The following is a 23,175-nucleotide window of genomic DNA, read 5'->3' on the forward strand; positions in this document are numbered from 1 at the left end:
GTCGGCCGGCCCTTGAAAAACGGCGTTGCGACCCGTTGCCCAGATTATGCATTCGGCGCATAAACCTGTAACACTCCGGCCTTGGACAGTTGCCGGGGGCAGGCATAAGCTCCGTTGTCTGAACTGATCCCTCCTTCAAGGAAACCCCCTCATGTCGAACACCAACGGCACCCGCACCCAGCACGAACTGCCCTCCTACCTCCAGGCCGACGACCTCGGCCCGTGGGGCAACTACCTGCAGCAGGTGGACCGCGTCACGCCCTACCTGGGCAACCTGGCGCGCTGGGTGGAAACGCTCAAGCGCCCCAAGCGCATCCTGATCGTGGACGTGCCGATCGAGCTGGACAACGGCACCATCGCCCACTTCGAGGGCTACCGCGTGCAGCACAACCTGAGCCGCGGTCCCGGCAAGGGCGGCGTGCGCTTCCACCAGGACGTCACGCTGTCCGAGGTGATGGCCCTGTCGGCCTGGATGTCGGTCAAGAACGCGGCCGTGAACGTGCCCTACGGCGGTGCCAAGGGCGGCATCCGCGTCGATCCCAAGAAGCTGTCGCGCGGCGAGCTGGAGCGCCTGACGCGCCGCTACACCAGCGAGATCGGCCTGCTCATCGGCCCTTCCAAGGACATCCCCGCCCCTGACGTGAACACCAACGGCCAGGTCATGGCCTGGATGATGGACACGTACTCCATGAACACCGGCGCCACCGCCACGGGCGTGGTCACCGGCAAGCCGGTGGACCTGGGCGGCTCGCTCGGCCGCGTCGAGGCCACCGGCCGCGGCGTGTACACCGTGGGCGTGGAAGCCGCCAAGCTGACGGGTCTGCCGCTGGAAGGCGCGCGCATCGCGGTGCAGGGCTTCGGCAACGTGGGCGGCATCGCCGGCAAGCTGTTCGCCGAAGCGGGCGCCAAGGTCGTGGCCGTGCAGGACCACACCGGCACCATCTTCCACCAGGGCGGCCTGGACGTGCCCGCCCTGCTGGAGCACGTCAAGAAGACGGGCGGCGTGGGCGGCTTCGCCGGCGCCGATGCGATCGCCAAGGAAGACTTCTGGGGCGTGGACTGCGAGATCCTCATCCCCGCCGCGCTGGAAGGCCAGATCACCAAGCACAACGCCGGCCAGATCAAGGCCAAGCTCGTGATCGAAGGCGCCAACGGCCCCACGACCACCGAGGCCGATGACATCCTGCACGACAAGGGCGTGCTGGTGCTGCCCGACGTGATCGCCAACGCCGGCGGCGTGACGGTGAGCTACTTCGAATGGGTGCAGGATTTCTCCAGCTTCTTCTGGAGCGAGGACGAGATCAACGCCCGCCTCGTGCGCATCATGCAGGAGGCCTTCGCCGGCATCTGGCACGTGGCGCAGGAACACAAGGTGAGCCTGCGCACGGCCACCTTCATCGTGGCGTGCCAGCGCATCCTGCACGCCCGCGAAATGCGCGGTCTGTACCCCTGACCCGCCCTTGCCCGAGGAGGGTCCGCCCGGCCTACCCGGCCGGCGCCCTTCCCTGGAATGGACCGCCAGCGCCCCACCGGGCCTGGCGGTTTTTTCATGCCCGTACGCCGGTCAGGGCGGCGGGCCGGAGCCCTGCGGCGCATCGCCCGCCGGCCGCGCCGCACCAGCCTCGAACACCCGCAGCGCCACGCAAAACGGCTGCACGCAGGGGGCCCGGCCCGCGTAGGGGCAGCCCGCCGTGTCGCACGCCTCGCCCTGCCCGCTGCGCCCGGTCTCTTCGTCCTCGGGGCGCCAGCCGCTGGCCTGCAGCGCGGCCATCTGCAGCCAGGGATCGGAGCGCTGCAGGGCCAGCATGTCCCGCCCGTACACCACGGCCGCCGCCTGGGCGTGCGGCGCCAGGTCCAGGGCCAGCAGGGCGCTGGTGCGGCTGGCCGCCGCGCCCTCGCCCGACTGCAGCACCAGCGCGAACAGCCCCGACTGCAGCGCCTGCGGGCGGCCCGCGAAGACGAGCGGCGGCGAGGCTTCGCCGGGCACCGCCGGGCCGGCACCCGCCGACGCGGGCGCCCCCCCTGCCGCGCCCACCGACGGCTGCTGCTGCAGCCACGCCGCCGGCACCCGCAGCGTGAGGGCGTAGCCGCGCGGGCCATCGGCCGTTTCCACCACGCCCTGGCGCGCCAGCCAGGTCTGCAGGGGCGGCAGATCGTCCGCCGCGCCCTGCGCCAGGGCCGCGGGCCACGGCTGCGCCACGGCGACCTGCTGCGGCCGCCCCGTGGGCGCCGTGAGTTGCTGCAGCAGCGCGCCGAGCATCTGGCGCAACGGGGCGCCGACGCCACTGGTGGGCCAGGGCAGGCCCTGCACGGCGGCCGCGCCCGGTGCCGGTGCGGCACCGGCAAGCCCAGCGGCGGGCGCTGCCGTGGCGGGAGCGCCCGGCCCCGGGACGGCCACACGGGCGGCGGATGCCGCGCCCGCCGGCCCGGTCGCCGCGCCCTCCAGGCTCTGGCGGGCCTGCGGAGAAATGCTGACGCGGTCGGCGAGCGCAGGCAGGGGCGGGCGCTGCGCCGTGGGGGGCAGAGGCAACGCGCCGGGCACCGGGGTGCCGCCATCGGCACCGCCCGCCGCGGGCACCCCCGAGGCATCGACGCCGAGCAAGGTGTTCTGCCGCTGCAGCGCCGCTTCGGCCAGCACGCGCGCCACCGGGGCAAGCGGAGCGCGGGGCGGATCGATGGAGGCGGACATGGCGTGGAGCGGGGTGAGGGGTCAGGGGTGGGGGTTCGGTCGGCGGGGTGGGACGGTGCGTTCGCGGAACTGTGCACCGATTCTGGCGGTTCGCCAACCCGCCGCCACCGCGCAGGTTGGTATAACGGAACGCATCCCCGCACCGGATCGTGCGCCCGCCCCCGGAAGCCGCCGCAACGGCCCGGCCCCCGGCCCTTCTCGGCCGCCCCGCTTGACCCATGCCCTCCATGCCCCCCGACCTCGACGCCCTGCAGTTGCGCCCCCTCACCCCCGCCGACGCCGCGCCGTTCGCCGCCCTGCGGCTGCGCGGGCTGCGGGAATGCCCGCAGGCGTTCTCGTCCAGCTACGAGGAAGAGGCCGCCACGCCCCTGGCCGACTTCGAACGCCGCCTGCAGCCTCAGCCCGGCCGGGCCGTGCTGGGCGCCTTCGACGGCGGCACGCTCGTCGCCACCGTGGGCATCAAGCGCGAAGACATGCGCCAGCTCTCGCACAAGGCGTTCCTCTGGGGCATGTACGTGGCGCCCGAAGCGCGGCGCCGGTCCGTGGGGCGGCGCCTGCTGCGCCATGCCCTGGAATACGCCGTCGATCCGCTGGGCGTGCGCCAGGTCAACCTGGGGGTGACCGCGTCGAACACGGCGGCGGTGGCGCTGTACCGGGCGCTGGGCTTCGTGGCCTATGGCGTCGAGCGGGAGTACCTCTGCGTCGATGGCCAGTACCACGACGAAATCCTGATGGCGTGCCGGCTGCGCCGCGGCTGACACGGGCGCAGCGCAGGCACACGCCGCGGCGATGCGCGCGGCACCGAGGAGCAGGGCCCGCCTTGCGCGTCACCCCGAGCGGGTCGGCGCCTGGGCGGCAGCGGCTTTGTGGCTTTTCTTCAGCGCCTTCGCGTGCGCCGCGCTGGCCCCCGCCAACTCCTGCGGGCTCAGGCCGAACGCCGGGTTGTCCGCCAGCATGTCCACCGCCAGGTCGATGAAGGCGCGCACCCGCGCCGGCTGGGCCGCACGGCTACCGTAATAGACGTACAGGCCCAGGTGGTGCGCGACCACATCGGTCAGCACCGGCACCAGCCGGCCGCTGCGCACCAGCGGCGCGGCGGTGGTGCCCACCAGCTGTCCGATCGCGTGGCCGCCCAGCACGGCGCGCGCCTCCAGCTCAATGTCGTTGACGCAGAACGCCGGCGCGACGGCGTGGGCCACGATCTCTTCGCCCACGCGGAACTCCCACGGCATGGGCTTGCCCGTGGCGGGGTGGCGAAAACCGCTGCAGCGGTGCCCAGCCAGGTCTTCGATGCGCAACGGCACGCCATGGCGCGCCAGGTACTCCGGCGTGGCGCACACCACCAGCTGCAGCGCCATCAAGCGCCGCGCGACGACCCCGCCCTCGGGCGGGTAGCCGGAGCGAAAGCCCACATCCACCCGGTCCTCCACCCAGTTGCCGATGCGGTCGTCCAACTGCACATCGGGCTCCACCTGCGGATAGCGGCGGCAGAACGCGTCCACCACGGGCCAGATGACCTCCAGCATCATCGACCGCGGCGCGGTGACGCGCAGCGGCCCGGCGATCTCCTCACGCCCGCGCCGCGCGCCGTGCACCGCCCGCTGCAAGGTGGCCAGCCCGGGCTGCGCGGCATCGAGAAACCGGCGGCCCTCCTCCGTCAGGCTGAGGCTGCGCGTGGTGCGGTGGAACAGCCGCACGCCCAGGTGCGCCTCCAGCTGTGCCAGCGCCAGGCTGGCCGCCTGCGGCGTGACGCCCTGTGCCGAGGCCGCCTGGCGCAGGCTGCCGAGTTCGGCGGCTTTCGCGAAGGTGGCGATGGCCCGCAGCTCGTTGATGGCCATGGCATTTCCCCTTGATTGACGGTCGATTGACCGTCGATTGACAAGTATCACTTGCGTATGAATCGAGTGATTATGGGCTAGTGCAATGGCAATGGTGTGCCTAAAGTCCCACCCACGGCAGCCGGATCGACCGGCCTGCCAGACCGAGCAGACCGCCAATAGAAACCCGAGGACCTTTCCATGACCGCCACCGCTTCCATTGCCACTTCCGCTTCCACCTCCGCTTCGTCGTCTTCCCATCCCCGCGTCTGGCTGATCACCGGCGCCTCACGCGGCATCGGTGCCCGCATCGCAGAGGCCGCGCTGGCCCGGGGCGATGCCGTGGTGGCCACCTCGCGCAACGCGCCGTCCGTCACCCAGCGGCTGGGCACGCACGACGCACTGCTGGCCGTGTCCCTGGACGTGACCGACGAGGCACAGGCCCGCCAGGCGGTGGGCGCCGCGCTGGAGCGCTTCGGCCGGATCGACGTGCTGGTCAACAACGCGGGCTACGGCCTGCTGGGCGCGGTGGAAGAGGCCACCGCCGACGAGGTGCGCAGCCTCTACGACACCAACGTGTTCGGCCTGCTGAACGTGACCCGTGCCGTGCTGCCCACCCTGCGCGCGCAACGCGCCGGCCACGTGATCAACATCTCGTCGCTGGGCGGGGTGCAATCGAGTGCGGGTTTCGGCGTGTATTGCTCGACCAAGTTCGCGGTCGAGGGTCTGACCGAAGCCCTGCATGCCGAGCTGGCACCGCTGGGCATCCACGCCACGGTGGTGGAGCCGGGCTACTTTCGCACCGAATTCCTCGACACGGCGTCGCTGGCGATCTCGCCCCGGGTCGTGCAGGACTACGCCGCCAGCGCCGGCGCCGTGCGCGAGGCGGCCCGCCGCATCAACCTGAACCAGCCCGGCGACCCCGTGCGCCTGGCCCAGGCCATCCTGCAACTGGTGGACAGCCCCGCGCCGCCCCTGCGCCTGCCGCTGGGCACCGACACGCTGCAGGCCATTGCCGACAAGCTCGCGTTCGTGCAGGCGGAAACCGCCCAGTGGTGCGCGCTGGCCGCGTCCACGGACTTCCCGGCGAACGCAGCCGCATGACCCCGGCGGCGCGGCACCCCTCGCGGAAGCCGCGCCACCGTCGCGCCGCGCTCTGTTTCGATGCGCAGGCATGCAAGATCGATTCAGTCAAATGCTACAAATTAAATAGCAACATGCCTTAGTGGAATATGCGCTAGAGGCCGATTGGAGACCAAACTCTCTGCCACTCACCGTCCGGCTACAGGTGCGGCACCACGGCTTCCGCCATCGTAGGCCCTGTTTATCGACGCACTATCATTTTTTATTAGCCCACTGGATTGGGGGAAGCAATTCATAAAAAATGCAAATAATTATATTAAATAAAATTTATATAGAAAATTATTTCTTCGCAGATAAGTTATTTTTATTTTGTTGATGTTTCTCATATTACCTTTCCAGACACCTATTTGGTGGCAATATTGTTCTGTCGCAATTTCGCGGCGTTTTAAATCTTAAGGATCATCATATGAAGAAAATTCAAATTGAATCGCCATTGAAATGCCAATCCAATGACGCATATCGAGACCACGCGATCAGAAAATAATTAACTCAGCAATGGGTGAACTTGTGTTCACCCATTTCAATAAATTCTCCAATTACAGTTATGAAGTGGCTGCAGCCTTCTCACTTTCTAAAAATAGATGCGGGAAAATTGATTTTTTGGGACTATGAAAAACATCAACAATTCGAAATAACACCCAAGCATCTTAATCGCCTGCTTGAATTTTCAACGGGGGCCTTTGTCAAAAAAACGCAGGTTGACGAAGATATTTCCAATGCAGAGGTATTAGTTGATGCCTTTCGGGAGCAAAAATGGTCTTGGGATTGGCTGTCTCATATTTTTCATTATGGCACCCAGCACCCCCTAGCGCCAGAATCAATGCAGTCGCCCACAAGTTCACACGAATATGCAGCTTCATACTTGGATTTCTGCGCCTCTATTCGTGATGCCATGCCGCCGGTCGAAATCATCAAAGGAGGCACCCGATTTGCCCTACCGGATTTCGAATTAAAAGAACTGAATAGTGCAAATCTGTGGGAATCTTTGCTCAGCAGGCGGACCTGCAGGGATTTCGATAGCAAGCCCGTGTCTCTCAGAAAGATTTCAACGTTACTCTACTGCGCCTTTGGTGATATCAAGGCAGACGAAAATATGGAAAATCTATCTGTCTATGGATACAAGCGGACTTCGCCAGCTGCTGGGGGATTGCAATGCACCGAACCCTATCTATGGGCAATCAATATCGAAGGCTTGCCTAGTGGCATATACCACTACCTGTCGAAAAGACACGAATTAGAGTTCATCAAGGCACTTCCAGAGGAACCGATAGGCACTTACTTATGCCATCAAGATTGGGCTAACGACATGGCTTTCGCCATTGTGATGACCTCACGATTCGACAAGATGTGGTGGAAATATCCGCACTCCCGAGCCTACCGCCCGATGTTGATGGAAGTGGGCCACCTCTCCCAAACCCTGAATCTATTGATCACAGCCATGGAATTGAAGCCTTGGCTTACCGGTTATTTTCACGACCGGGAGCTTGCGGAAATTCTGGAGTGTTCTGCGGATATCGAACATCCAATTTTGGTCGTGGGCGGAGGCACAGGCAGTGGAAACAGTGTGGATAGAATAACCCGCAAGATAACAGGGGGAGTTTAGTTGATGACATCCATTAAGGATTTATGTATATTAGGCATAAAACCCGGTCATGACGGCACAGCCGCTCTGATTGAAAATGGCGAGCTAATCTATTCCCTAGAATCGGAAAAAGACAATGGCCGCCGATACAGCGATTTTTCCGGAGACACGCTGTTGAAATTGATGCTCACTGGAGAAAAACAGCCCAATGTGCTGGCTTATGGCGGTTGGAGCAAAGGCTCAGATCCTGAAGGTTTTTCGATTGAAGCTGGGTATTCGAACACCGATGGTGTCATATCAAAAGCGGTAACGATCTGGGGCCAACCCGCGACTTATTTCAGCTCTAGTCACGCCCGCTCCCATTTGATGTGCGGCTATGGGCTTTCGCCATGGGAACAGGGGCGGGCATGTTATGTTCTTCTTTGGGAAGGTTATCTCGGCGCGTGGTACTTCATCGACGAGAACGTGCAAATCAAGAAAATCGGCGATGTCATGACTTATCCGGGGGTACGTTACGCGTTCCTTTTCGGGCTCGCAGACGCTGAATTCAAATTGAAGCCTGGACTCGTCAGACTCAGCGATGCGGGCAAGCTGATGGCCATCGCAGCTTATGCCCAGCCCAGCGGGGTAGACCTTGAGGGTCAGGAACTCATCAGTCGAATTCTTTCCACTGGCGATATTAGAAACACGCTAGATAAAGAAAAACTCAAAAATAGCAAATATTATAATTGCGGCGTTACGAGTCAAAAATTTTCCAATGTGGCCCGATTATTATCCGATACCATCTATTCGAAGTTTGAAGAGGCGGCGCGATCTGCAATAAAACTGTATGGAAAACATCCACTCATCATTTCAGGGGGATGCGGCCTCAACTGTGAATGGAATTCAAAATGGGTAGACAGCCAGTTATTCGAGGATTTTTTCATTCCGCCGTGCGTGAATGACAGTGGCTCGGCCATCGGAACGGCGATCGATGCGCAACATTTCCTCAGTGGCCATGCAAAAGTCAAGTGGAACGTTTACGCCGGAGAATCTCCCTACGATGACAATCCCGATCTCAGCGGTTGGGACATCTTCGATTACGCTGCGCCTGCATTTGCCAAGTTGCTCGCAAATGGGGCTGTTCTAGGATGGATGCGCGGTCGCTATGAAATGGGACCTCGCGCACTGGGGGCGCGATCCATACTGGCATCCCCTTCAACCAAAAACATGCTGGCAAAGCTCAACAAAATCAAAAAGCGGGAAGCCTACCGTCCAATTGCACCAATATGCCTAGCCAACGACATGCAGGAGTATTTCGGCTCCTCCGTCCCCAGCCCGTACATGCTGCATTTCAGGAATGTCAATTCCGACAAAATTCCAGCCGTCACCCATGTAGACAATTCGGCCAGACCTCAGTCGATCACGCCAGAAAATAATGCCGATATATTTGAATTATTAGTGGAATTCAAAAAATACACTGGCCTGGGAGTGCTATGCAACACCTCACTGAATTTTAACGGAGGAGGTTTTTTAAACCGACTTAGTGATCTGATTCATTTCGCAAAAGAACATGGCCTAGACGGCTTTGTTTTTGAGAACAGAATTTTTACTCCAAAACCCAAAAATATTCCCTAACATGCAAAAAAATCACCAATCCAAGTATTGGTTTTTGCTGTGCATTCAGACATTGGCAGGCTTTGCTTCCTGGATAGATATTTTTTTAATCTTTTCAGTGGCCTCTTTTATTTGGAAGTCGTCCCCTTCTGAAGTTGCATTGGTCGCGGCCCTCTATGGCTTACCTAGTTTAATCATTGGCCCTATCTTTGGCGCATTTCTTGACCGAAGCGACCCCCGAAAGTTGATGCTCTTGGGCACGATTTTCCGCACCTTTTTCACTGTTCTCATTGCCGTTGCCCCGTCATTTTGGATCTTTGCTATTTTGGTGCTGGCAAAAGGTTTGGCCAATCTGGCTTATTGGCCATCTAGCGCCGTTATCACGAACCAAGTTATCCACCAAAATGTTCGCACCCGCTATTTTTCAAGCTTGAGCGCCTTGGATCAATTGGCCAAAATCGCCACCCCGGCATTGGCAGGTTTGCTCATTCTGGCAGTGCCAGCCCAACGGGTCTTTTTCGTATCTGCAGCTTCGACTGGTATCTGCATGTTGGTACTACCGCGCTTGTTCAAGGGCATCGACTTTCCAATCAAGGAAAATATCCGTGGCGTCAGAAATCTCGCGATGAATCTCATCGACGGCTTCAAATCATTCAGCAGCCTCCCTCCCGCTTTATTGATTAGTATGTGCTTGACAATCGGGGCTTCACTGGCCTTGGCAATCTACGACCCCCATTTGGCTTCTTTTGTCAGATCAAAGGGATTCGACACCACCGTTTTTTCCCTCATCGTTTCGAGCACTGCGGCAGGGGCAATCACTGCGGCATTCTTGGTACGGTTTCTTTTGAAGAACAAGGAGGCAGGATTTCTTATCCGCCATGGCATTGTTATTTTTTCGCTCGCCATCGTTTCTTCGGCAGTTATTATTAAAGTGGCGCCACACCATTTGAATAATCTGTCCTTCGCGGCGCTTTGGTTTACCAACGGTTTCGGTTATGAATTATTCACCATCGGCGCGAGTGTCAATATTCAGAACCTGTGCCCCCAGCATTTGCTGGGGCGGGTAAGCACCTCCTTGAGGAGTGTGTCTACCTTCGCGATCGTGTCGGCCCCGTCTCTTGGTGCTTTGCTTATTGCACATGGAGGGACTGAAATACCGTTCATCGCAGCCGCTGCCATCTCGGTGATGCTGTTGGCACTGGTGTTCATGTCAAACCGCTGGAATCGCCCTTTTTTTCGCTACTAATTTAATAGCAACATGCCCTAGTGGAATATGTGCTGAAGGCCGATTGGAGACCTAACCCTCCACAGCCCACCAAGCCGGAAGCAGCCGCTGCACCTCGGCCCGAGCGAAGCGGTCGTCGATGAGGTGCACCACGCCCTCGTCGCTGGGCGAGCGGATCACGCGGCCGGCCGCCTGCACCACCTTCTGCAGCCCCGGGTAGAGGTAGGTGTAGTCGTAGCCCGCGCCGAAGAGGGCGTGCATGCGCTGGCGGATCTGCTCGTTCACCGGGTTCATCTGCGGCAGCCCGAGCGTGGACAGGAACGCGCCGATCAGGCGCCGGCCCGGCAGGTCGATGCCCTCGGAGAACGCGCCGCCCAGCACGGCGAAGCCGATGCCCTCGCCGCCCTCGGTGAAGCGCGCCAGGAACTCGCGCTGCCCGGCTTCCTGCATGCGGCGCGACTGCAGCCAGTGCGGCACCTGTGGGTGGCGCCGCGCGAACGCCTCGGCCACCTGCTGCAGGTATTCGTAGCTGCTGAAGAACGCCAGGTAGTTGCCCGGCCGATCAGCGAACTGCCGCGCCATCAGGTCGGCGATCGGCACGAGCGAGGCGGACCGGTCCGGGTAGCGCGTGGAGATGTGGCGGGCCACGGCCACGCGCAGCTGGGCAGCCTGGAAGGGCGAGGCCACGTCCACGCCGGCATGGCCGGCCGGCAGGCCGAGCAGGTCGGCGTAGTAGCGCGCCGGCTGCAGCGTGGCGGAAAACAGCGTGCTGGTGTGCGCCGCCGCGAAGCGCGGCGCCAGGAACGGCGCCGGCACCACGTTGCGCAGGCAGACCACCGAGCTGCCGGGCGCGCCGCCGGGGGCGCGGGTTACATCCACCATCGAATGCGTGTCCAGGCACTCGGCCAGCCGCTGGGTGTGCAGCAGCTCCAGGTAGAAGGCCTGCAGCGCCGGGTCCATCTGCTCGGGGTGTTCAGCGAAGTGGTCGGCCAGGGCGCTGCCGCACTGCTGCAGCGCGGCCAGCAGCGCCGCGGGGAAGGCCTCGTGCACGGCGTAGGCCCCCGGCTGCGCCTTGTCCAGCGCCACCCAGGCACGGCGCACCTTGTCGAGCGCCTTCTTCACCGCCGGCACGCGGGCGGCGGTGGCCGAATGCCGCGCCTGGTAGAGCGAATCGGGCAGCAGTTCGGCCGTGTACATGCGGCGGCCGCGCTCCACGAGGTTGTGCGCCTCGTCCACCAGCACCGCCACGCGCCACTGGTTGGCCTGGGCCAGGCCGTGCAGCAGCGCGCCGGCATCGAAGTAGTAGTGGTAGTCGCCCACGACCACGTCGGCCCAGCGGGCGAGTTCCTGGCCCAGGTAGTAGGGGCATACGCCGTGGGCCAGGGCGGCATCGCGCACGTGGGCCTGGTCCAGCAGGGGCCGGTCGCCGCCGCCCGTCGTGGGCGAAAGCGCTGCCGCGCGCGCGGCCGGCAGGCGGTCGTAGAAGCCCCGGGCCAGCGGGCACGACTCGCCGTGGCAGGCCTGTCCGGGATGCTCGCAGGCCTTGTCGCGCGCGATCAGCTCCAGCACGCGCAGTGGCAGGCGGCCGGCAGGCGCCGGGGCCTGTGCACCATCGCCCCCCGGCGCAGCGGCCGGGTCTGCCACCGGCTGCGCCGCGGCGATGCGGGCCAGCGCATCCAGCGCCACCTGCCGGCCCGAGGTCTTGGCGGTGAGGAAGAACACCTTGTCCAACCGCTCGCCCGGCGCCGCCTTGAGCAGCGGGAACAGCGTGCCCACCGTCTTGCCGATGCCGGTGGGCGCCTGCGCCAGCAGGCAGCGCCCGGCGGTGGCGCTGCGGTACACGGCCTCGGCCAGGGGCCGCTGCCCGGTGCGAAAGCCTCCGAACGGAAACACCGCCGCGCGCAGCGCCGCATCGCGCGTGGCGCGGTAGGCCGCCTCCTGCTCGGCCCAGCCGAGAAAGCGCTCGCACTGCGCCTCGAAGTGGACGCGCAGGGCGTCGGCCGTGCAGGGCTCGACCAGCACCGTCTCCTGCTGGCTGCCGATGTCGAAGTACACCAGCGCCACGTCGATCCGCGCGAGCTGCCGCGCCTGGCACAGCAGCCACCCATAGACCCTGGCCTGCGCCCAGTGCAGCGCGCGGTGCGAGTCGGGCTGCCGGTCCAGCCGGCCCTTGAAGGTCTTGACCTCGTCCAGCCGGCCCGCGGCGGGATCGAACCCGTCGGCCCGGCCCCGCACATGCAGGTGGCGGTAGTGGCCCTCCAGCGCCACCTCGCTCTCGTAGCCCGGGCCGGCGCCCGCGCCCCGGCCCGCCATGCGCCGCTGGGCCACGGTGGCATGGCCGGCGATGCCTTCGAGCGCGGTGGGCGCGGGGGTGAAGCGCAGGTCCAGATCGCCCTGCTTGGCCGTGAACTCGCACAGCTCGCGCACGGCCACGGTGTACATCAGGCCGTGCCCTCGCAGGGGCCTGGCGCCGGGCCCTGGACCGCATTCCGCGAAAGGTCGGCATCCTCCAGGCCGGCCAGCCCCTCGCCCAGCAGCCCCTGCGCCGGCTCGCCCTCGCTGCGCAGCGGCGTGGCCTTGCACAGCGCCATCCAGACGGCGAACGGCAGGCTGCAGCCCGCGTGGCGGGCGGGGCGCAGCAGCTCGAACCGGCCGTGGTCGATCTCGCCGTGCAGCACCCACACGCCGAACGGCTCGGGAATCTCCTCGGGCGCGGCCACGCCGGCCGGGAACACGTAGTAGCACTCCTCGCACAGCCACTGGTAGGCCTGCCGCTTGGCGCCGTGCCGCAGGTCGGACAGCAGGTCGGCGCGGCTGGCCTTCACCTCGTGCACCATGGGCTGCAGGTAGGCGGGCACGGTGGTGTTGCGCACCGAGAACAGATCGGGCCGCGCCATGCGCCATACCTGGGCGGCGGCGCGGGCCGGGGGCGCATCGGCCTCGTCGTCGGCCCAGAGCCGCCCCGGTGCCGCGGCGCGGCCCGCCACCGGCGCTGCGGCGGGCCATTCGGCGGCCAGGGCCACCTCCGGGGGCGCCGGCTCGATGGCGGCGCGCAGCGACAGCTCGCGCCAGACGATGCGGCCGGCGCCCAGCAGGTGCTCGGCAAAGCGCTGGGCCAGCCGGTCGTGCGCGCTCAGGGCCCGCAGGCCGCGCTGGCGGGCCTCGGCCAGCCACTGGATGCCCGCGTCCGTCAGGCGCAGCACCGCGTGGCCCTCGGGCGCGGTGTGCAGCGCGACCATGCGCGCCGCCAGCAGGTCGATCTCCAGCGCGTCCTGGCAGGGCCAGCCGGCCGAACGCCAGATCTGCATCAGGCGGGTGCGGTGGGAACGGGTGAGCGTGGGCTCGGGCATGGTGGGGAGGCGGTGGGGGGCCGGGTGCGAAGGTGCGTGCGAGGGTGGGGGTGCGCGAAGGCACTGATTATAAAAACAGTGTCCACCACCTGCCATGCGCTCCTGTCCCACACCCACGCCGCACGGGGTGTTACGCCGCCGGGCCGGGGGCCGGTGTACCTTGGCGGCTTCGCATTCCTTCCCGGTTGTCCCCACACGCCACGCATGCCCTCTACCGCCTTCGCACGCTTGCGCCCCATCGCCCTGGCCTGGACCGCAGGGGCGGCACTGATGCTGCCGCCGCCCGCACTCGCCACGCCGCCCGACCCTTCGCCCCCGGCGACCACCCCTGCGCCGCCCTGGGCCAAGGCCCTGCAGCGCGAGCTGGACCGCGTCGCCGCGCACAGCAGCGCGGCCTTCGGCGTGCACGTGCGCGACCTGGACACGGGGCAGTCCTTCTCCTTTCACGGCGAGGAGCGCTGGTACCTGGCCTCGTCCATCAAGGTGCCGGTGGCCATCGCCGTGCTGCGCGGCGTGGAGCGCGGCGACTACACGCTGGACACGCCGCTCACCCTGCGCGCCACCGACTACGTGGACGGCGCCGGGCCCGCCAAGAACCAGCCGGTGGGCGCGGCGCTGAGCGTGCGCTGGCTGCTGGAGCAGATGATCGTGTACAGCGACAACACCGCCAGCGACATGCTGATCGACCTCGTCGGCCTGCGCGAGGTGAACGCGCTGGTGCAGTCGGTGGTGCCGGGCGGCTTCGAGCGCATCACGCACCTGGCGGACGTGCGGCGCCAGGCCTACGCCCAGCTCACGCCCGAAGCCGTGCACCTGTCGGGGCGCGACTTCATCGCGCTCCACCAGCAGCGCACCGATGCCGATGTGAAGGCCACCCTTGCACGCCTGCTGCGGGTGCCGGCCGATGGCCTTCGGCCCCTGTCGGTGGGCGAGGCCTACGAGGCCTACTACGCCAGTGGGCTCAACTCCGGGCGGCTCGATGCGTACGCCGAACTGCTCGCGCAGCTGGTGGAAGGCAAGCTCCTGGAGCCGCGCCACACGGCCTACCTGCTGGGCGTGATGGAGCGGGTGAAGACCGGCCCGAACCGCATCAAGGCCGGACTACCCACCCGTGCGCGCTTCGCCCACAAGACCGGCACGCAGCGCGCCCGAACATGCGACTCGGGCCTCGTGACGGTACCGCGCCTGCCGACAGACCGGCGCGTGATCGTGGTGGCCTGCACGCGCGGCGAACTGTCCACGGCCCGGTCCGACCGCACGCTTCGGCAGGTCGGCATCGCCCTCTGCCAGTCGGGCCTGTTGTCGGATGGAAAACCCCATGAAACTCCCTGCCAAACCGTGCCGAGCCGCGCCGCGGCCCCTTACGGCACCGCGGGCCCGGGGGGCCACGCTGGCCCTGCTGGTCCTGGCGCTGGCGTGGACGACGACCCGCCCTGAGCCCGCCCACGCCGCGCCCGCCTGGGCCGATGCGCTGCGCCAGCAGGTGGAACGCATCGAACAGGCCACGCCCGGCCAACTGGGCCTGTACGTCAAGCGGCTCGACAACGGCGAGACCTTCGCGCATGCGGCCGACCGGCCCTGGTACCTGGCCTCGTCGGTCAAGCTGCCCGTGGCGATCGCCGTGCTGCAGGAGGCCGAGGCCGGCCGCCTGCGCCTGGACCAGCAACTCGTGGTGCAGGCGCGCGACAAAGTCGACGGCTCGGGCGCCGTGGTCTGGCAGCCCGAAGGCACGCGCCACAGCGTGCAATCGCTGCTGCAGCGCATGCTGATGGAGAGCGACAACACGGCCGCCAACATGCTCATCCGCGCCATGGGCGAAGACACGCTGAACCAGCGCGCGCAGGCCCTGCTGGGCGGCCGCGGCGTGGGCCGCATCACCAACTTCACCGAGGTGCGCTACCAGGTCTATGCCGAGGCCCACCCCGACGCGCGCCGGCTCTCCAACATGGACCTGGTGCGCATCGCAGGCGCCCCCGTGGGCCCCAAGCGCCTGCAGGCGCTCGCCCGCACGCTCGGCGTGGCGCCCTCCGCGCTGCGCGTGCAGACCCTGGACGAGGCCTACGACCGCTACTACCGCACGAACCACAACACCGCCACGCTGGAGGGCTACGGCGCCATGCTGGAAAAGCTGGTGCGCGGCCAGCTCGTCTCGCCGGCGCACCAGCAACTGCTCTACAAGGACCTGAAGTTCGACACCTACGACGCCTACCGCCTGGAGGCCGGCCTGCCGCGCACCGTGCGGTTCATCCACAAGACCGGCACGCAGCTGCACCGGGCCTGCCACATGGGCGTGATCGACCCGCAGGACAACGGCCGCAACGCCATCGTGGTGGCCGCCTGCGCCGAGGGGCTGGACGAGATGAAGGAGGCCGGCAAGGCCTTCGAACAGGTGGGCCGCGCGATCACGCAGACGATGCTGCAGGACCGGATACCGGCCAAGGGCCGCGGCACGCCTGCGGACCCCCAGGCGGGAAGCAGGCCGCCGCTCTAAGCCGACTGCAGCCGCGCGGCGCGCTCTGCGGTTGCGTGGCACGCTGTGATCCCATCGCCGTTGTGATCCAACAGCTTCCTCTGTGCAATGGCTTATGGGGTGGTGGATGAACGGGGTGTCAATCGGCTGAGCGGGTACTGCCGTGCTTGGATGCCTGCTTGGCACTGAATCAGACGGTCTCTCTCGGCGGTGGCCCGCGTCGGTTCCACCGCGAGAGTGATCAGCGCGTAGCGGTGGGGTACGAGGCCTTTGCCTGGCCAGGTATCCACCGCGCCGTATCCCGCAAAACACGCAGAAGCGCCGCGTGCGGCACGGGCCGCACGAACGGTGGGGTACGAACCTGCCACCACTGCCAGCACAGCGGGAGCAGATGGTCTTTCGGAAAACACCTGCCGTCCGGCATCCCAGGCCAACTGGTAGGCGGACACCTTGTCGGGCACGTCGTCATCACGGGAGACAAACATGGAGAGGTACACAGGTGCGTCGCCTGGCGCCGCCATGACTTGGGAAACATAGGGGCCTTGCGGTTCGCTGCGCGACCACGCCCTCTTCAGAGCACCCCGAGAGGCTACGTACAGCGTGTGGCGGCGCTTGGGGTGGTCGAACCCGGCCATCTGCGTGACCAGCAAAGCGCTCGCACCAGCGGGGTTGCCCGGCTCCAGCGGCACGGCACTCGCCGCCGCAGTGACCGTACTTTCCTCCTCTCCGGTGGACCAGACGCGGGGCCCGGTGGTGTTTGCCAGAAACGGCGCAGCCCCCGGCTTCGGAACGTCCAGCGGCCGCGCGGGCGCTGCGAAAGCAGGCCAATCGAGCGCTGCGCTATCCCGCTTGGAGACGAGCGCCCGGCCTGTGGCGAAGGCACCCCGGGCATGCTCTGCGCTGGACAACAGGCGAACCTCGAAACGACAAGGCCCGCCGCTGCATGCGTAGAGGGAAAGTTCATAGGCCTGCCGCTCCTTCTCAAGCACGGCCTGTCCATGCACCGGAAAAGACTCCAGCACTTGGCTGGACCGAACGTCCTGCGCGAATGCCACGCCCGCTCCCAACGCCACGATCAGAAAGCACGCCAGAACCCAAGCCGCACGGCAGGCCATGCGCAGCAGCGATGGGCAGGACACCGCAGGCATCGTCAGCAAGACGGCATCAATGGGCTTCGTCCCCCTGCCCGCAAACCCGCAGCACCTCGGCCCCATACGCCTCCATCTTCTTGGCGCCCATGCCGCTGATGCCCTGCAGATCGTCCAGCGTGGACGGGTTGCGTTCGGCGATCGCGGCCAGCGTGGCGTCGTGGAAGATCACGTAGGCGGGCAGGTTGTGCTCGCGCGCGACCTCGGCGCGCCAGGCCTTGAGGTTGATGAAGCGCACCTGCGCGTCCGGCCCCAGGTTGGCCGCGGCGGCCGGCGGGGCGGCGCTGCGGCGCGTGCGCCGGGCCGGCGTGGCGGCCGTGGATTCGCGCAGCTGCACCGGCGTCTGGCCCTTGAGCACCGGGCGCGAGCCGTCGGTGAGGCTGAGCGTGTCGAAGCTGTGGCCGCTCTCCAGCATCACCTTGTGCAGGCCCACGGCGCCGGTGGCCAGCAGCTGGCGCAGCACGCCGCGCAACTGCGCCTCGGAGTAGTCCTTGCCCAGGCCGAAGGTGGAGAGCTGGTCGTGGCCGAACTGCTTGACCTTTTCGGTGTCCTTGCCGCGCACGATGTCCATGATGTGCCCGGTGCCGAAGGTCAGGCCGCTGGCCTCGTGCACGCGGTAGATGGTGGACAGCAGTTTGCGCGCGGCATCCGTGCCGTCCCACACCGCGGGCGGGCTGATGCAGTTGTCGCAGTTGCCGCAGGGCTCGGACGGCTCGCCGAAATAGCCCAGCAGCCGCACGCGCCGGCAATCGGTGGCCTCGGCCAGGGCCAGCAGCGCGTCGAGCTTGCCGCGCATGACCTGCTTGAATTCCTCGCCCGCCGGGCTTTCGTCGATCATGCGGCGCTGGTTCACCACGTCCTGCAGGCCGTAGGCCATCCAGGCATCGGCCGGCAGGCCGTCGCGGCCGGCGCGGCCGGTTTCCTGGTAGTAGCCCTCGATGTTCTTGGGCATGTCCACGTGCGCGACGAAGCGCACGTCGGGCTTGTCGATGCCCATGCCGAAGGCGATGGTGGCCACCATCACGATGCCCTCCTCGCGCAGGAAGCGGTCCTGGTTCTGCTGGCGCACCTCGGGCGGCAGACCCGCGTGGTAGGGCAGCGATTTGAGGCCCGCATCCACCAGCGCGGCGGACATCTCTTCCACCCGCTTTCTCGACTGGCAATAGACCACGCCCGCGTCTTCGGGGTGTTCGCGCTCGATGAAGCGCAGGAGCTGCGCGAGCGGCTCCTTCTTTTCTTCGATGCGGTAGCGGATGTTGGGCCGGTCGAAGCTGCTGACGAAGTGCTGCGCGCCTTCGAGCTGCAGCCGCTCGACGATGTCAGCCCGCGTGAGCGCATCGGCCGTGGCGGTGAGCGCGATGCGCGGCACGCCGGCATACCGCTCGTGCAGCACGGTCAGCGCACGGTACTCGGGGCGGAAGTCGTGGCCCCACTGGCTCACGCAATGCGCCTCGTCGATGGCGAACATCGACAGTTGCCCGCGCTGGTGCAGGCCGTCCAGCAGCTCCAGGAATCGCGGCGTGGTCAGCCGCTCGGGCGCGGCGTAGAGCATGGTGATGTCGCCGCGCGCCACGCGCCGCTCCAGGTCCTGCGTCTGCTGCCAGTCGAGCGTGGAATTGAGGTAGGCCGCATCGACGCCCGCCTCGTGCAGCGCGCCCACCTGGTCGTGCATGAGCGCGATGAGCGGCGAGACGACGATGGCCACGCCCTGCCCCGCATCGCGCCGCACGATGGCCGGCACCTGGTAGCACAGCGACTTGCCGCCGCCCGTGGGCATGAGCACCAGCGCATCGCCGCCGGCGATCACGTGCTCGACGATGGCCTGCTGGGGGCCGCGGAACTGGTCATAGCCAAAGACGTCGTGCAGAACGAAATGCGCGGGGGACAAAGTCGAATACTCTCTTTTTGATAGCAGATCGCCCTAGTGGAATATGTACTAGAGGCCGATTGAATAGGAATTCCCCGGCCCCGCCGCGCCAGGCGGCCCACCGGGAAAGGCGCTTATTGTGCGCCGGCCCCGCGCAACCCCCGCCGGCCCGCAGCCCCCAACGATTCGCAACGCGAATGGATCGCTCCGATTATTCAATTGGACGCGAATCGCTGTGCCGGACAAGATGCCTTCAGCCCCGGCACAGGGGCATGGCCTACCGACCCAGGAGACAAACGACATGAAGCATTTCATCCCGGCCCTGCTGGCAGCCTGCGGCCTGGCCGCCGCCGTGGCGCCCGCACGGGCCCAGCAGCCGCCGTACCCCAACGCCCCCATCACCCTGATCGTGCCGTTCGCGGCCGGCAGCGGCACGGACTCGGTCGCGCGCACGGTGGGACAAAAGCTCGCCGAGCGCCTGAAGCAGCCGGTGCTGGTGGACAACAAGCCCGGCGCCAACGCGCAGGTGGCCGCGCAGATCGCGGCCAAGGCCAAGCCGGATGGCTACACGCTGTTCATGACGACCAACACGTCGCACTCGGCCAACCCGGCGCTCTACAGCCACCTGAAGTACGACCCCATCAAGGACTTCACGCCCGTGGCGCGGGTGGGCGAACTGCCCTTCGCGCTGGCGGTGCACCCCGGCGTGCCGGCGAAGACGCTGGCCGAGCTGATCGACTACGCGCGCGCCAACCCGGGCAAGCTGAGCTACGCCACGCCCAACAGCACCTCGCTGGTGGCGATGGAGAGCATCAAGCACATCGCCCAGGTGGATGTGCTGAGCATCCCCTACAAGTCCAGCCCCCAGGCCATGACGGACCTGGTGGGCGGGCAGGTGCAGGTCTACGTGGCCGACCTGGGTTCGGGCAAGAGCATGCTCACCAGCGACAAGGTGCGCACGCTGGGCATCACCACCACACAGCCCTCGCCCCTGCTGCCGGGCGTGCCGCCGATCGGGCAGACGGTGAAGGGCTTCGACCTCACGTCGTGGAACGGCATCTTCGGGCCGGCCGGCATGCCGCCGGCCATCGTGAACCGCCTGAACACGGAGCTGCAGGCCGTGCTGGCCGAAAAGGACACGCAGGACAAGCTCGCGCAGATCGGCTTCCAGGTGTGGCCCAGCAAGACGCCGCAGGAATTCGCGACCTACGTGGCCGACCAGCTGGCCCACTGGCGCACGCTGATCCAGCAGGCCCGCATCCAGCCCGAATGAACGGCATCCCCCTGAGCGGCGTTGCCGCTTCCCCCTTGCTCTCGCATCGCTGCGCGCTGCGGGAAGGGGGACGACGCCAGCGCGGCGGGGCGGCCCTTGCGCCGCGTCTGCTCGCGCGGGCCGCACCGGTGGCACCGGCCGCTGCCCCTGTCAGACGTTCTGGAGAATGGCATGACCGACGACACGCATAGCACTTCACGCACCGGCCCCCTGGCGGGCGTGCGGATCCTGGACCTGACCTCGGTCATCATGGGCCCGTTCGCCACGCAGATCCTCGCCCAGCTGGGCGCGGAGGTCATCAAGGTGGAGACGCCCGATGGCGACAACATGCGCCATGTGGGCCCCATGCGCCACCCCGGCATGGGCCACATCTTCCTGCATGCCAACGCGGGCAAGCGCAGCATCGCGCTGGACCTCAAGCACCCGGAGGGCCGCGAAGCCGCGTTGCGGCTGGCCGAGCGCTGCGACGTGCTCATCAGCAACGTGCGCCCGCAGGCGCTGGCGCGGCTGGGCCTGGACCCGGCCAGTGTGGCTGCGCGCAACCCGCGCCTCATCCACGTGAGCTGCTGCGGCTTCGACCAGGAGGGCCCCGACGCGGCCCGCCCCGCCTACGACGACCTGATCCAGGGCGCCACCGGCATCCCGTGGCTGATGCAGCAGTACGGCGCGCCCGAGCCGGCCTATGCGCCGACCACGCTGTCGGACCGCGTGACCGGGCTGCATGCGGTGTACGCGGTGACGGCGGCGCTCTATGCCCGCGAGAAGACGGGCCAGGGCCAGGCCATCGTCGTGCCCATGTTCGAGGCCATGGCGCAATTCATCCTGGGCGACCACATGGCGGGGCTCACGTTCGATCCGCCGCGCGGCGACCCGGGCTACGCGCGGCTGCTGACGGCCCACCGCAAGCCCTACGCCACGGCCGACGGCATGCTGTGTGTGCTGATCTACAACGACAAGCACTGGCGCAGCTTCTTCGCGGCCATCGGCGAGGCGCAGGGCCTGGCGCAGGACCCGCGCTTTGCCACCCACAGCGCGCGCGCCGCGCACATCGATGCGGTGTATGCCGAGGTGGCGCGCATCCTGCGCACGCGCACCACGGCGGATTGGCAGGCGTTGCTCGACGCGGCCGACGTGCCGAACATGCCGATGAACTCGCCGGCCGACCTGCTGACCGACGCGCAACTGCGCTCGACCGGCTTCCTGCACGACAGCGTGCACCCCACCGAAGGGCCGATGCACGCCATGGCCCACCCCACGCGCTGGTCGGCCACGCCACCGGCGCGCACGCAAGCCCCGGCGCCGCAGTTGGGCGAACACACGCGGGCCCTGCTGAGCGAAGCCGGCTACAGCCCCGCCCACATCGAGACCCTGTTGACCCAAGGCGCCTGCCGGGCCGCCATCACCGGAGTAAGCACCCCATGAACCCCACCCCGCCCCGCTATCTGGTGCGCGCCGCCCAGGTGCCCAGCTACCAGCCCGCCAACCACCACCACACGTTCAACCAGCGCCTCATCGGGCCCGAGACGGTGGGCGCCGAGCAGATGGAGGTGTTGCTGGGCACGCTGCACAAGGGCGGCGGCGCCCTGCCCCATGCCCATCCGGGCATCGAGCAGTCGTGCTACCTGCTCGAAGGCACGGCCCGCGCCGAAGTGGCGGGCGAGGCCTTCGACATGGTGCCGGGCGACATATGCTTTTTCCCCGCCGACCAGATGCATGTCTTCACCGTGACCAGCGATACGCCCGTGAAGCTGCTGGTGATCTACAGCCCGCCCTACGGCGAGTCGCCCGACAAAGTGATCCGGCCCGCCGCATGAACTTCGACCTCTCTCCCGAACACGCCCAGATCCGGGACGCCATCGAGCGCGTGTGCGCCCCGTTCGATGCCGACTACTGGCTGCGCCGCGACCAAGAAGGCGGCTTTCCGGAGGACTTCCACCGCGCGCTGGCCGACGCCGGCTGGCTGGGCATCGCCATGCCCGAGGCCTATGGCGGCGCCGGCCTGGGAATCCGCGAGGCCGCGCTGATGATGCACACCATCTCCGCCACGGGCGCGGGGCTGTCCGGCGCCTCCGCGGTGCACATGAACATCTTCGGCCTGCACCCCGTCGTGGTGTTCGGCACCGAGGCGCAGAAGGCCCGCTGGCTGCCGCCGCTGATCGCGGGCCGCGACAAGGCCTGCTTCGGCGTGACCGAACCCAACACCGGGCTGAACACGCTCCAGCTCAAGACCCGCGCGGTGCGGGAGGGCGACCATTACGTAGTGCACGGCCAGAAGGTCTGGATCAGCACCGCGCAGGTGGCCAACAAGATCCTGCTGCTGGCGCGCACCACGCCGGTGGAGCAATGCCGCGGCACCGAGGGCCTGAGCCTGTTCTACACCGACCTGGACCGCAGCACCGTCGAGGTGCGCGAGATCGACAAGCTGGGGCGCAAATGCGTGGATTCGAACCAGGTGTTCATCGACGGCCTGCGCATTCCGGTGGAAGACCGCGTGGGCGAGGAAGGCCAGGGCTTCCAGTACATCCTGCACGGCCTGAACCCCGAGCGCATCCTGATCGCCAGCGAGGCCGTGGGCCTGGGCCGCGCGGCGCTGGCGCGCGCCGCGGGGTATGCCAGGGAGCGCGAGGTGTTCGGCCGCCCCATCGGCCAGAACCAGGGCATCCAGCACCCGCTGGCCCTGTCGTGGATGGAGCTGGAGGCCGCGCACCTCATGGTGCAGAAAGCCGCATGGCTGTACGACCAGCACCTGCCGTGCGCGGCCGAGGCCAACGCCGCCAAGTACCTGGCGGCCGAGGCCGGCTACCACGCCTGCGAGCGCGCCATCTTCACCCACGGCGGCATGGGCTACGCCAAGGAATACCACGTGGAGCGCTACCTGCGCGAGTCGTGGATACCGCGCCTGGCGCCGGTGAGCCCGCAGCTCATCCTGTGCTTCATCGCCGAGAAGGTGCTGGGCCTGCCGAAATCCTATTGAACGGCCGCAAGCCCCTTTTGGCGCTGCGGGCCGCGCTGGCA

The 23,175-nt window shown here is 66.6% G+C and carries 18 protein-coding genes; 12 read left to right on the forward strand and 6 right to left on the reverse strand.

Annotation, left to right across the window (positions count from 1 at the left end):
• Positions 1 to 151 precede the first annotated feature (151 nt).
• On the forward strand, positions 152 to 1,453 hold the full coding sequence (locus tag AVAK2825_RS04505) for a Glu/Leu/Phe/Val family dehydrogenase (RefSeq protein ID WP_284394697.1): 1,302 nt from the start codon (positions 152 to 154) through the stop codon (positions 1,451 to 1,453).
• Between the two features lie 111 nt (positions 1,454 to 1,564).
• Here the strand turns inward: AVAK2825_RS04505 and AVAK2825_RS04510 are convergent, their stop codons facing one another.
• The gene (locus AVAK2825_RS04510; RefSeq protein ID WP_284394698.1) at positions 1,565 to 2,689 is read right to left on the reverse strand and encodes a hypothetical protein; all 1,125 of its coding nucleotides are present in this window, start codon (positions 2,687 to 2,689) and stop codon (positions 1,565 to 1,567) included.
• 227 nt (positions 2,690 to 2,916) lie between these two features.
• On the opposite strand from AVAK2825_RS04510, the gene AVAK2825_RS04515 reads away from it, so the two are divergent.
• Complete coding sequence (locus AVAK2825_RS04515) at positions 2,917 to 3,447, forward strand: GNAT family N-acetyltransferase (protein WP_284394699.1); 531 nt, start codon at positions 2,917 to 2,919, stop codon at positions 3,445 to 3,447.
• A gap of 69 nt (positions 3,448 to 3,516) precedes the next feature.
• On the opposite strand, the gene AVAK2825_RS04520 is transcribed toward AVAK2825_RS04515, so the two are convergent.
• Positions 3,517 to 4,527 (reverse strand): LysR family transcriptional regulator, encoded by a 1,011-nt coding sequence (locus tag AVAK2825_RS04520; RefSeq protein WP_284394700.1) that lies wholly within the window; start codon positions 4,525 to 4,527, stop codon positions 3,517 to 3,519.
• A 180-nt stretch (positions 4,528 to 4,707) separates the two neighbouring features.
• Here AVAK2825_RS04520 and AVAK2825_RS04525 point away from each other — a divergent pair, with 180 nt between their 5' ends.
• From AVAK2825_RS04525 to AVAK2825_RS04540, 4 genes are all read left to right on the forward strand, one after another.
• A complete protein-coding gene (locus AVAK2825_RS04525) occupies positions 4,708 to 5,610 on the forward strand; it encodes an oxidoreductase (RefSeq protein WP_284394701.1) in 903 nt (300 codons plus the stop codon).
• A 583-nt stretch (positions 5,611 to 6,193) separates the two neighbouring features.
• Positions 6,194 to 7,252: a SagB/ThcOx family dehydrogenase gene (locus tag AVAK2825_RS04530; RefSeq protein ID WP_284394702.1), complete on the forward strand. Its 1,059-nt coding sequence runs from the start codon at positions 6,194 to 6,196 to the stop codon at positions 7,250 to 7,252.
• A 3-nt stretch (positions 7,253 to 7,255) separates the two neighbouring features.
• Positions 7,256 to 8,848, forward strand: coding sequence for a carbamoyltransferase C-terminal domain-containing protein (locus AVAK2825_RS04535; RefSeq protein ID WP_284394703.1), 1,593 nt, complete (start codon positions 7,256 to 7,258; stop codon positions 8,846 to 8,848).
• A gap of 1 nt (position 8,849) precedes the next feature.
• Positions 8,850 to 10,073, forward strand: a complete 1,224-nt coding sequence (locus tag AVAK2825_RS04540) for an MFS transporter (protein WP_284394704.1) — start codon at positions 8,850 to 8,852, stop codon at positions 10,071 to 10,073.
• Positions 10,074 to 10,124: 51 nt separating this feature from the next.
• On the opposite strand, the gene AVAK2825_RS04545 is transcribed toward AVAK2825_RS04540, so the two are convergent.
• Positions 10,125 to 12,494 (reverse strand): ATP-dependent DNA helicase, encoded by a 2,370-nt coding sequence (locus tag AVAK2825_RS04545; protein ID WP_284394705.1) that lies wholly within the window; start codon positions 12,492 to 12,494, stop codon positions 10,125 to 10,127.
• Positions 12,494 to 13,402, reverse strand: coding sequence for a hypothetical protein (locus AVAK2825_RS04550; RefSeq protein WP_284394706.1), 909 nt, complete (start codon positions 13,400 to 13,402; stop codon positions 12,494 to 12,496). Before AVAK2825_RS04550 ends, AVAK2825_RS04545 begins: the two co-directional genes overlap by 1 nt.
• Before the next feature lie 204 nt (positions 13,403 to 13,606).
• Between AVAK2825_RS04550 and AVAK2825_RS04555 the strand changes: the two genes are divergently transcribed.
• The gene (locus AVAK2825_RS04555) at positions 13,607 to 14,839 is read left to right on the forward strand and encodes a serine hydrolase (RefSeq protein WP_284394707.1); all 1,233 of its coding nucleotides are present in this window, start codon (positions 13,607 to 13,609) and stop codon (positions 14,837 to 14,839) included.
• A complete protein-coding gene (locus AVAK2825_RS04560; RefSeq protein ID WP_284394708.1) occupies positions 14,721 to 15,893 on the forward strand; it encodes a serine hydrolase in 1,173 nt (390 codons plus the stop codon). Before AVAK2825_RS04555 ends, AVAK2825_RS04560 begins: the two co-directional genes overlap by 119 nt.
• A 92-nt stretch (positions 15,894 to 15,985) precedes the next feature.
• Here the strand turns inward: AVAK2825_RS04560 and AVAK2825_RS04565 are convergent, their stop codons facing one another.
• Both AVAK2825_RS04565 and recQ read right to left on the reverse strand, forming a co-directional pair.
• Positions 15,986 to 17,029, reverse strand: coding sequence for a hypothetical protein (locus AVAK2825_RS04565; RefSeq protein WP_284394709.1), 1,044 nt, complete (start codon positions 17,027 to 17,029; stop codon positions 15,986 to 15,988).
• 7 nt (positions 17,030 to 17,036) lie between these two features.
• A complete protein-coding gene (gene recQ / locus AVAK2825_RS04570; protein ID WP_284394710.1) occupies positions 17,037 to 18,908 on the reverse strand; it encodes a DNA helicase RecQ in 1,872 nt (623 codons plus the stop codon).
• 280 nt (positions 18,909 to 19,188) lie between these two features.
• Here recQ and AVAK2825_RS04575 point away from each other — a divergent pair, with 280 nt between their 5' ends.
• The 4 genes from AVAK2825_RS04575 (at position 19,189) to AVAK2825_RS04590 (ending at position 23,134) form a co-directional block, all read left to right on the forward strand.
• Positions 19,189 to 20,160, forward strand: a complete 972-nt coding sequence (locus AVAK2825_RS04575; protein ID WP_284394711.1) for a Bug family tripartite tricarboxylate transporter substrate binding protein — start codon at positions 19,189 to 19,191, stop codon at positions 20,158 to 20,160.
• Between the two features lie 171 nt (positions 20,161 to 20,331).
• Positions 20,332 to 21,582 carry a CaiB/BaiF CoA transferase family protein gene (locus AVAK2825_RS04580; RefSeq protein ID WP_284394712.1) on the forward strand — a complete coding sequence of 417 codons (1,251 nt, stop codon included), beginning with the start codon at positions 20,332 to 20,334 and terminating at the stop codon, positions 21,580 to 21,582.
• Positions 21,579 to 21,974, forward strand: a complete 396-nt coding sequence (locus AVAK2825_RS04585) for a cupin domain-containing protein (protein ID WP_284394713.1) — start codon at positions 21,579 to 21,581, stop codon at positions 21,972 to 21,974. The genes AVAK2825_RS04580 and AVAK2825_RS04585 overlap by 4 nt, the downstream gene beginning before the upstream one ends.
• Positions 21,971 to 23,134, forward strand: a complete 1,164-nt coding sequence (locus tag AVAK2825_RS04590; protein WP_284394714.1) for an acyl-CoA dehydrogenase family protein — start codon at positions 21,971 to 21,973, stop codon at positions 23,132 to 23,134. Before AVAK2825_RS04585 ends, AVAK2825_RS04590 begins: the two co-directional genes overlap by 4 nt.
• Positions 23,135 to 23,175 lie beyond the last annotated feature (41 nt).

Origin of the sequence: Acidovorax sp. SUPP2825 (genome assembly GCF_030158995.1) — a bacterium.
In the GTDB taxonomy this organism is placed as follows: domain Bacteria; phylum Pseudomonadota; class Gammaproteobacteria; order Burkholderiales; family Burkholderiaceae_C; genus Paracidovorax.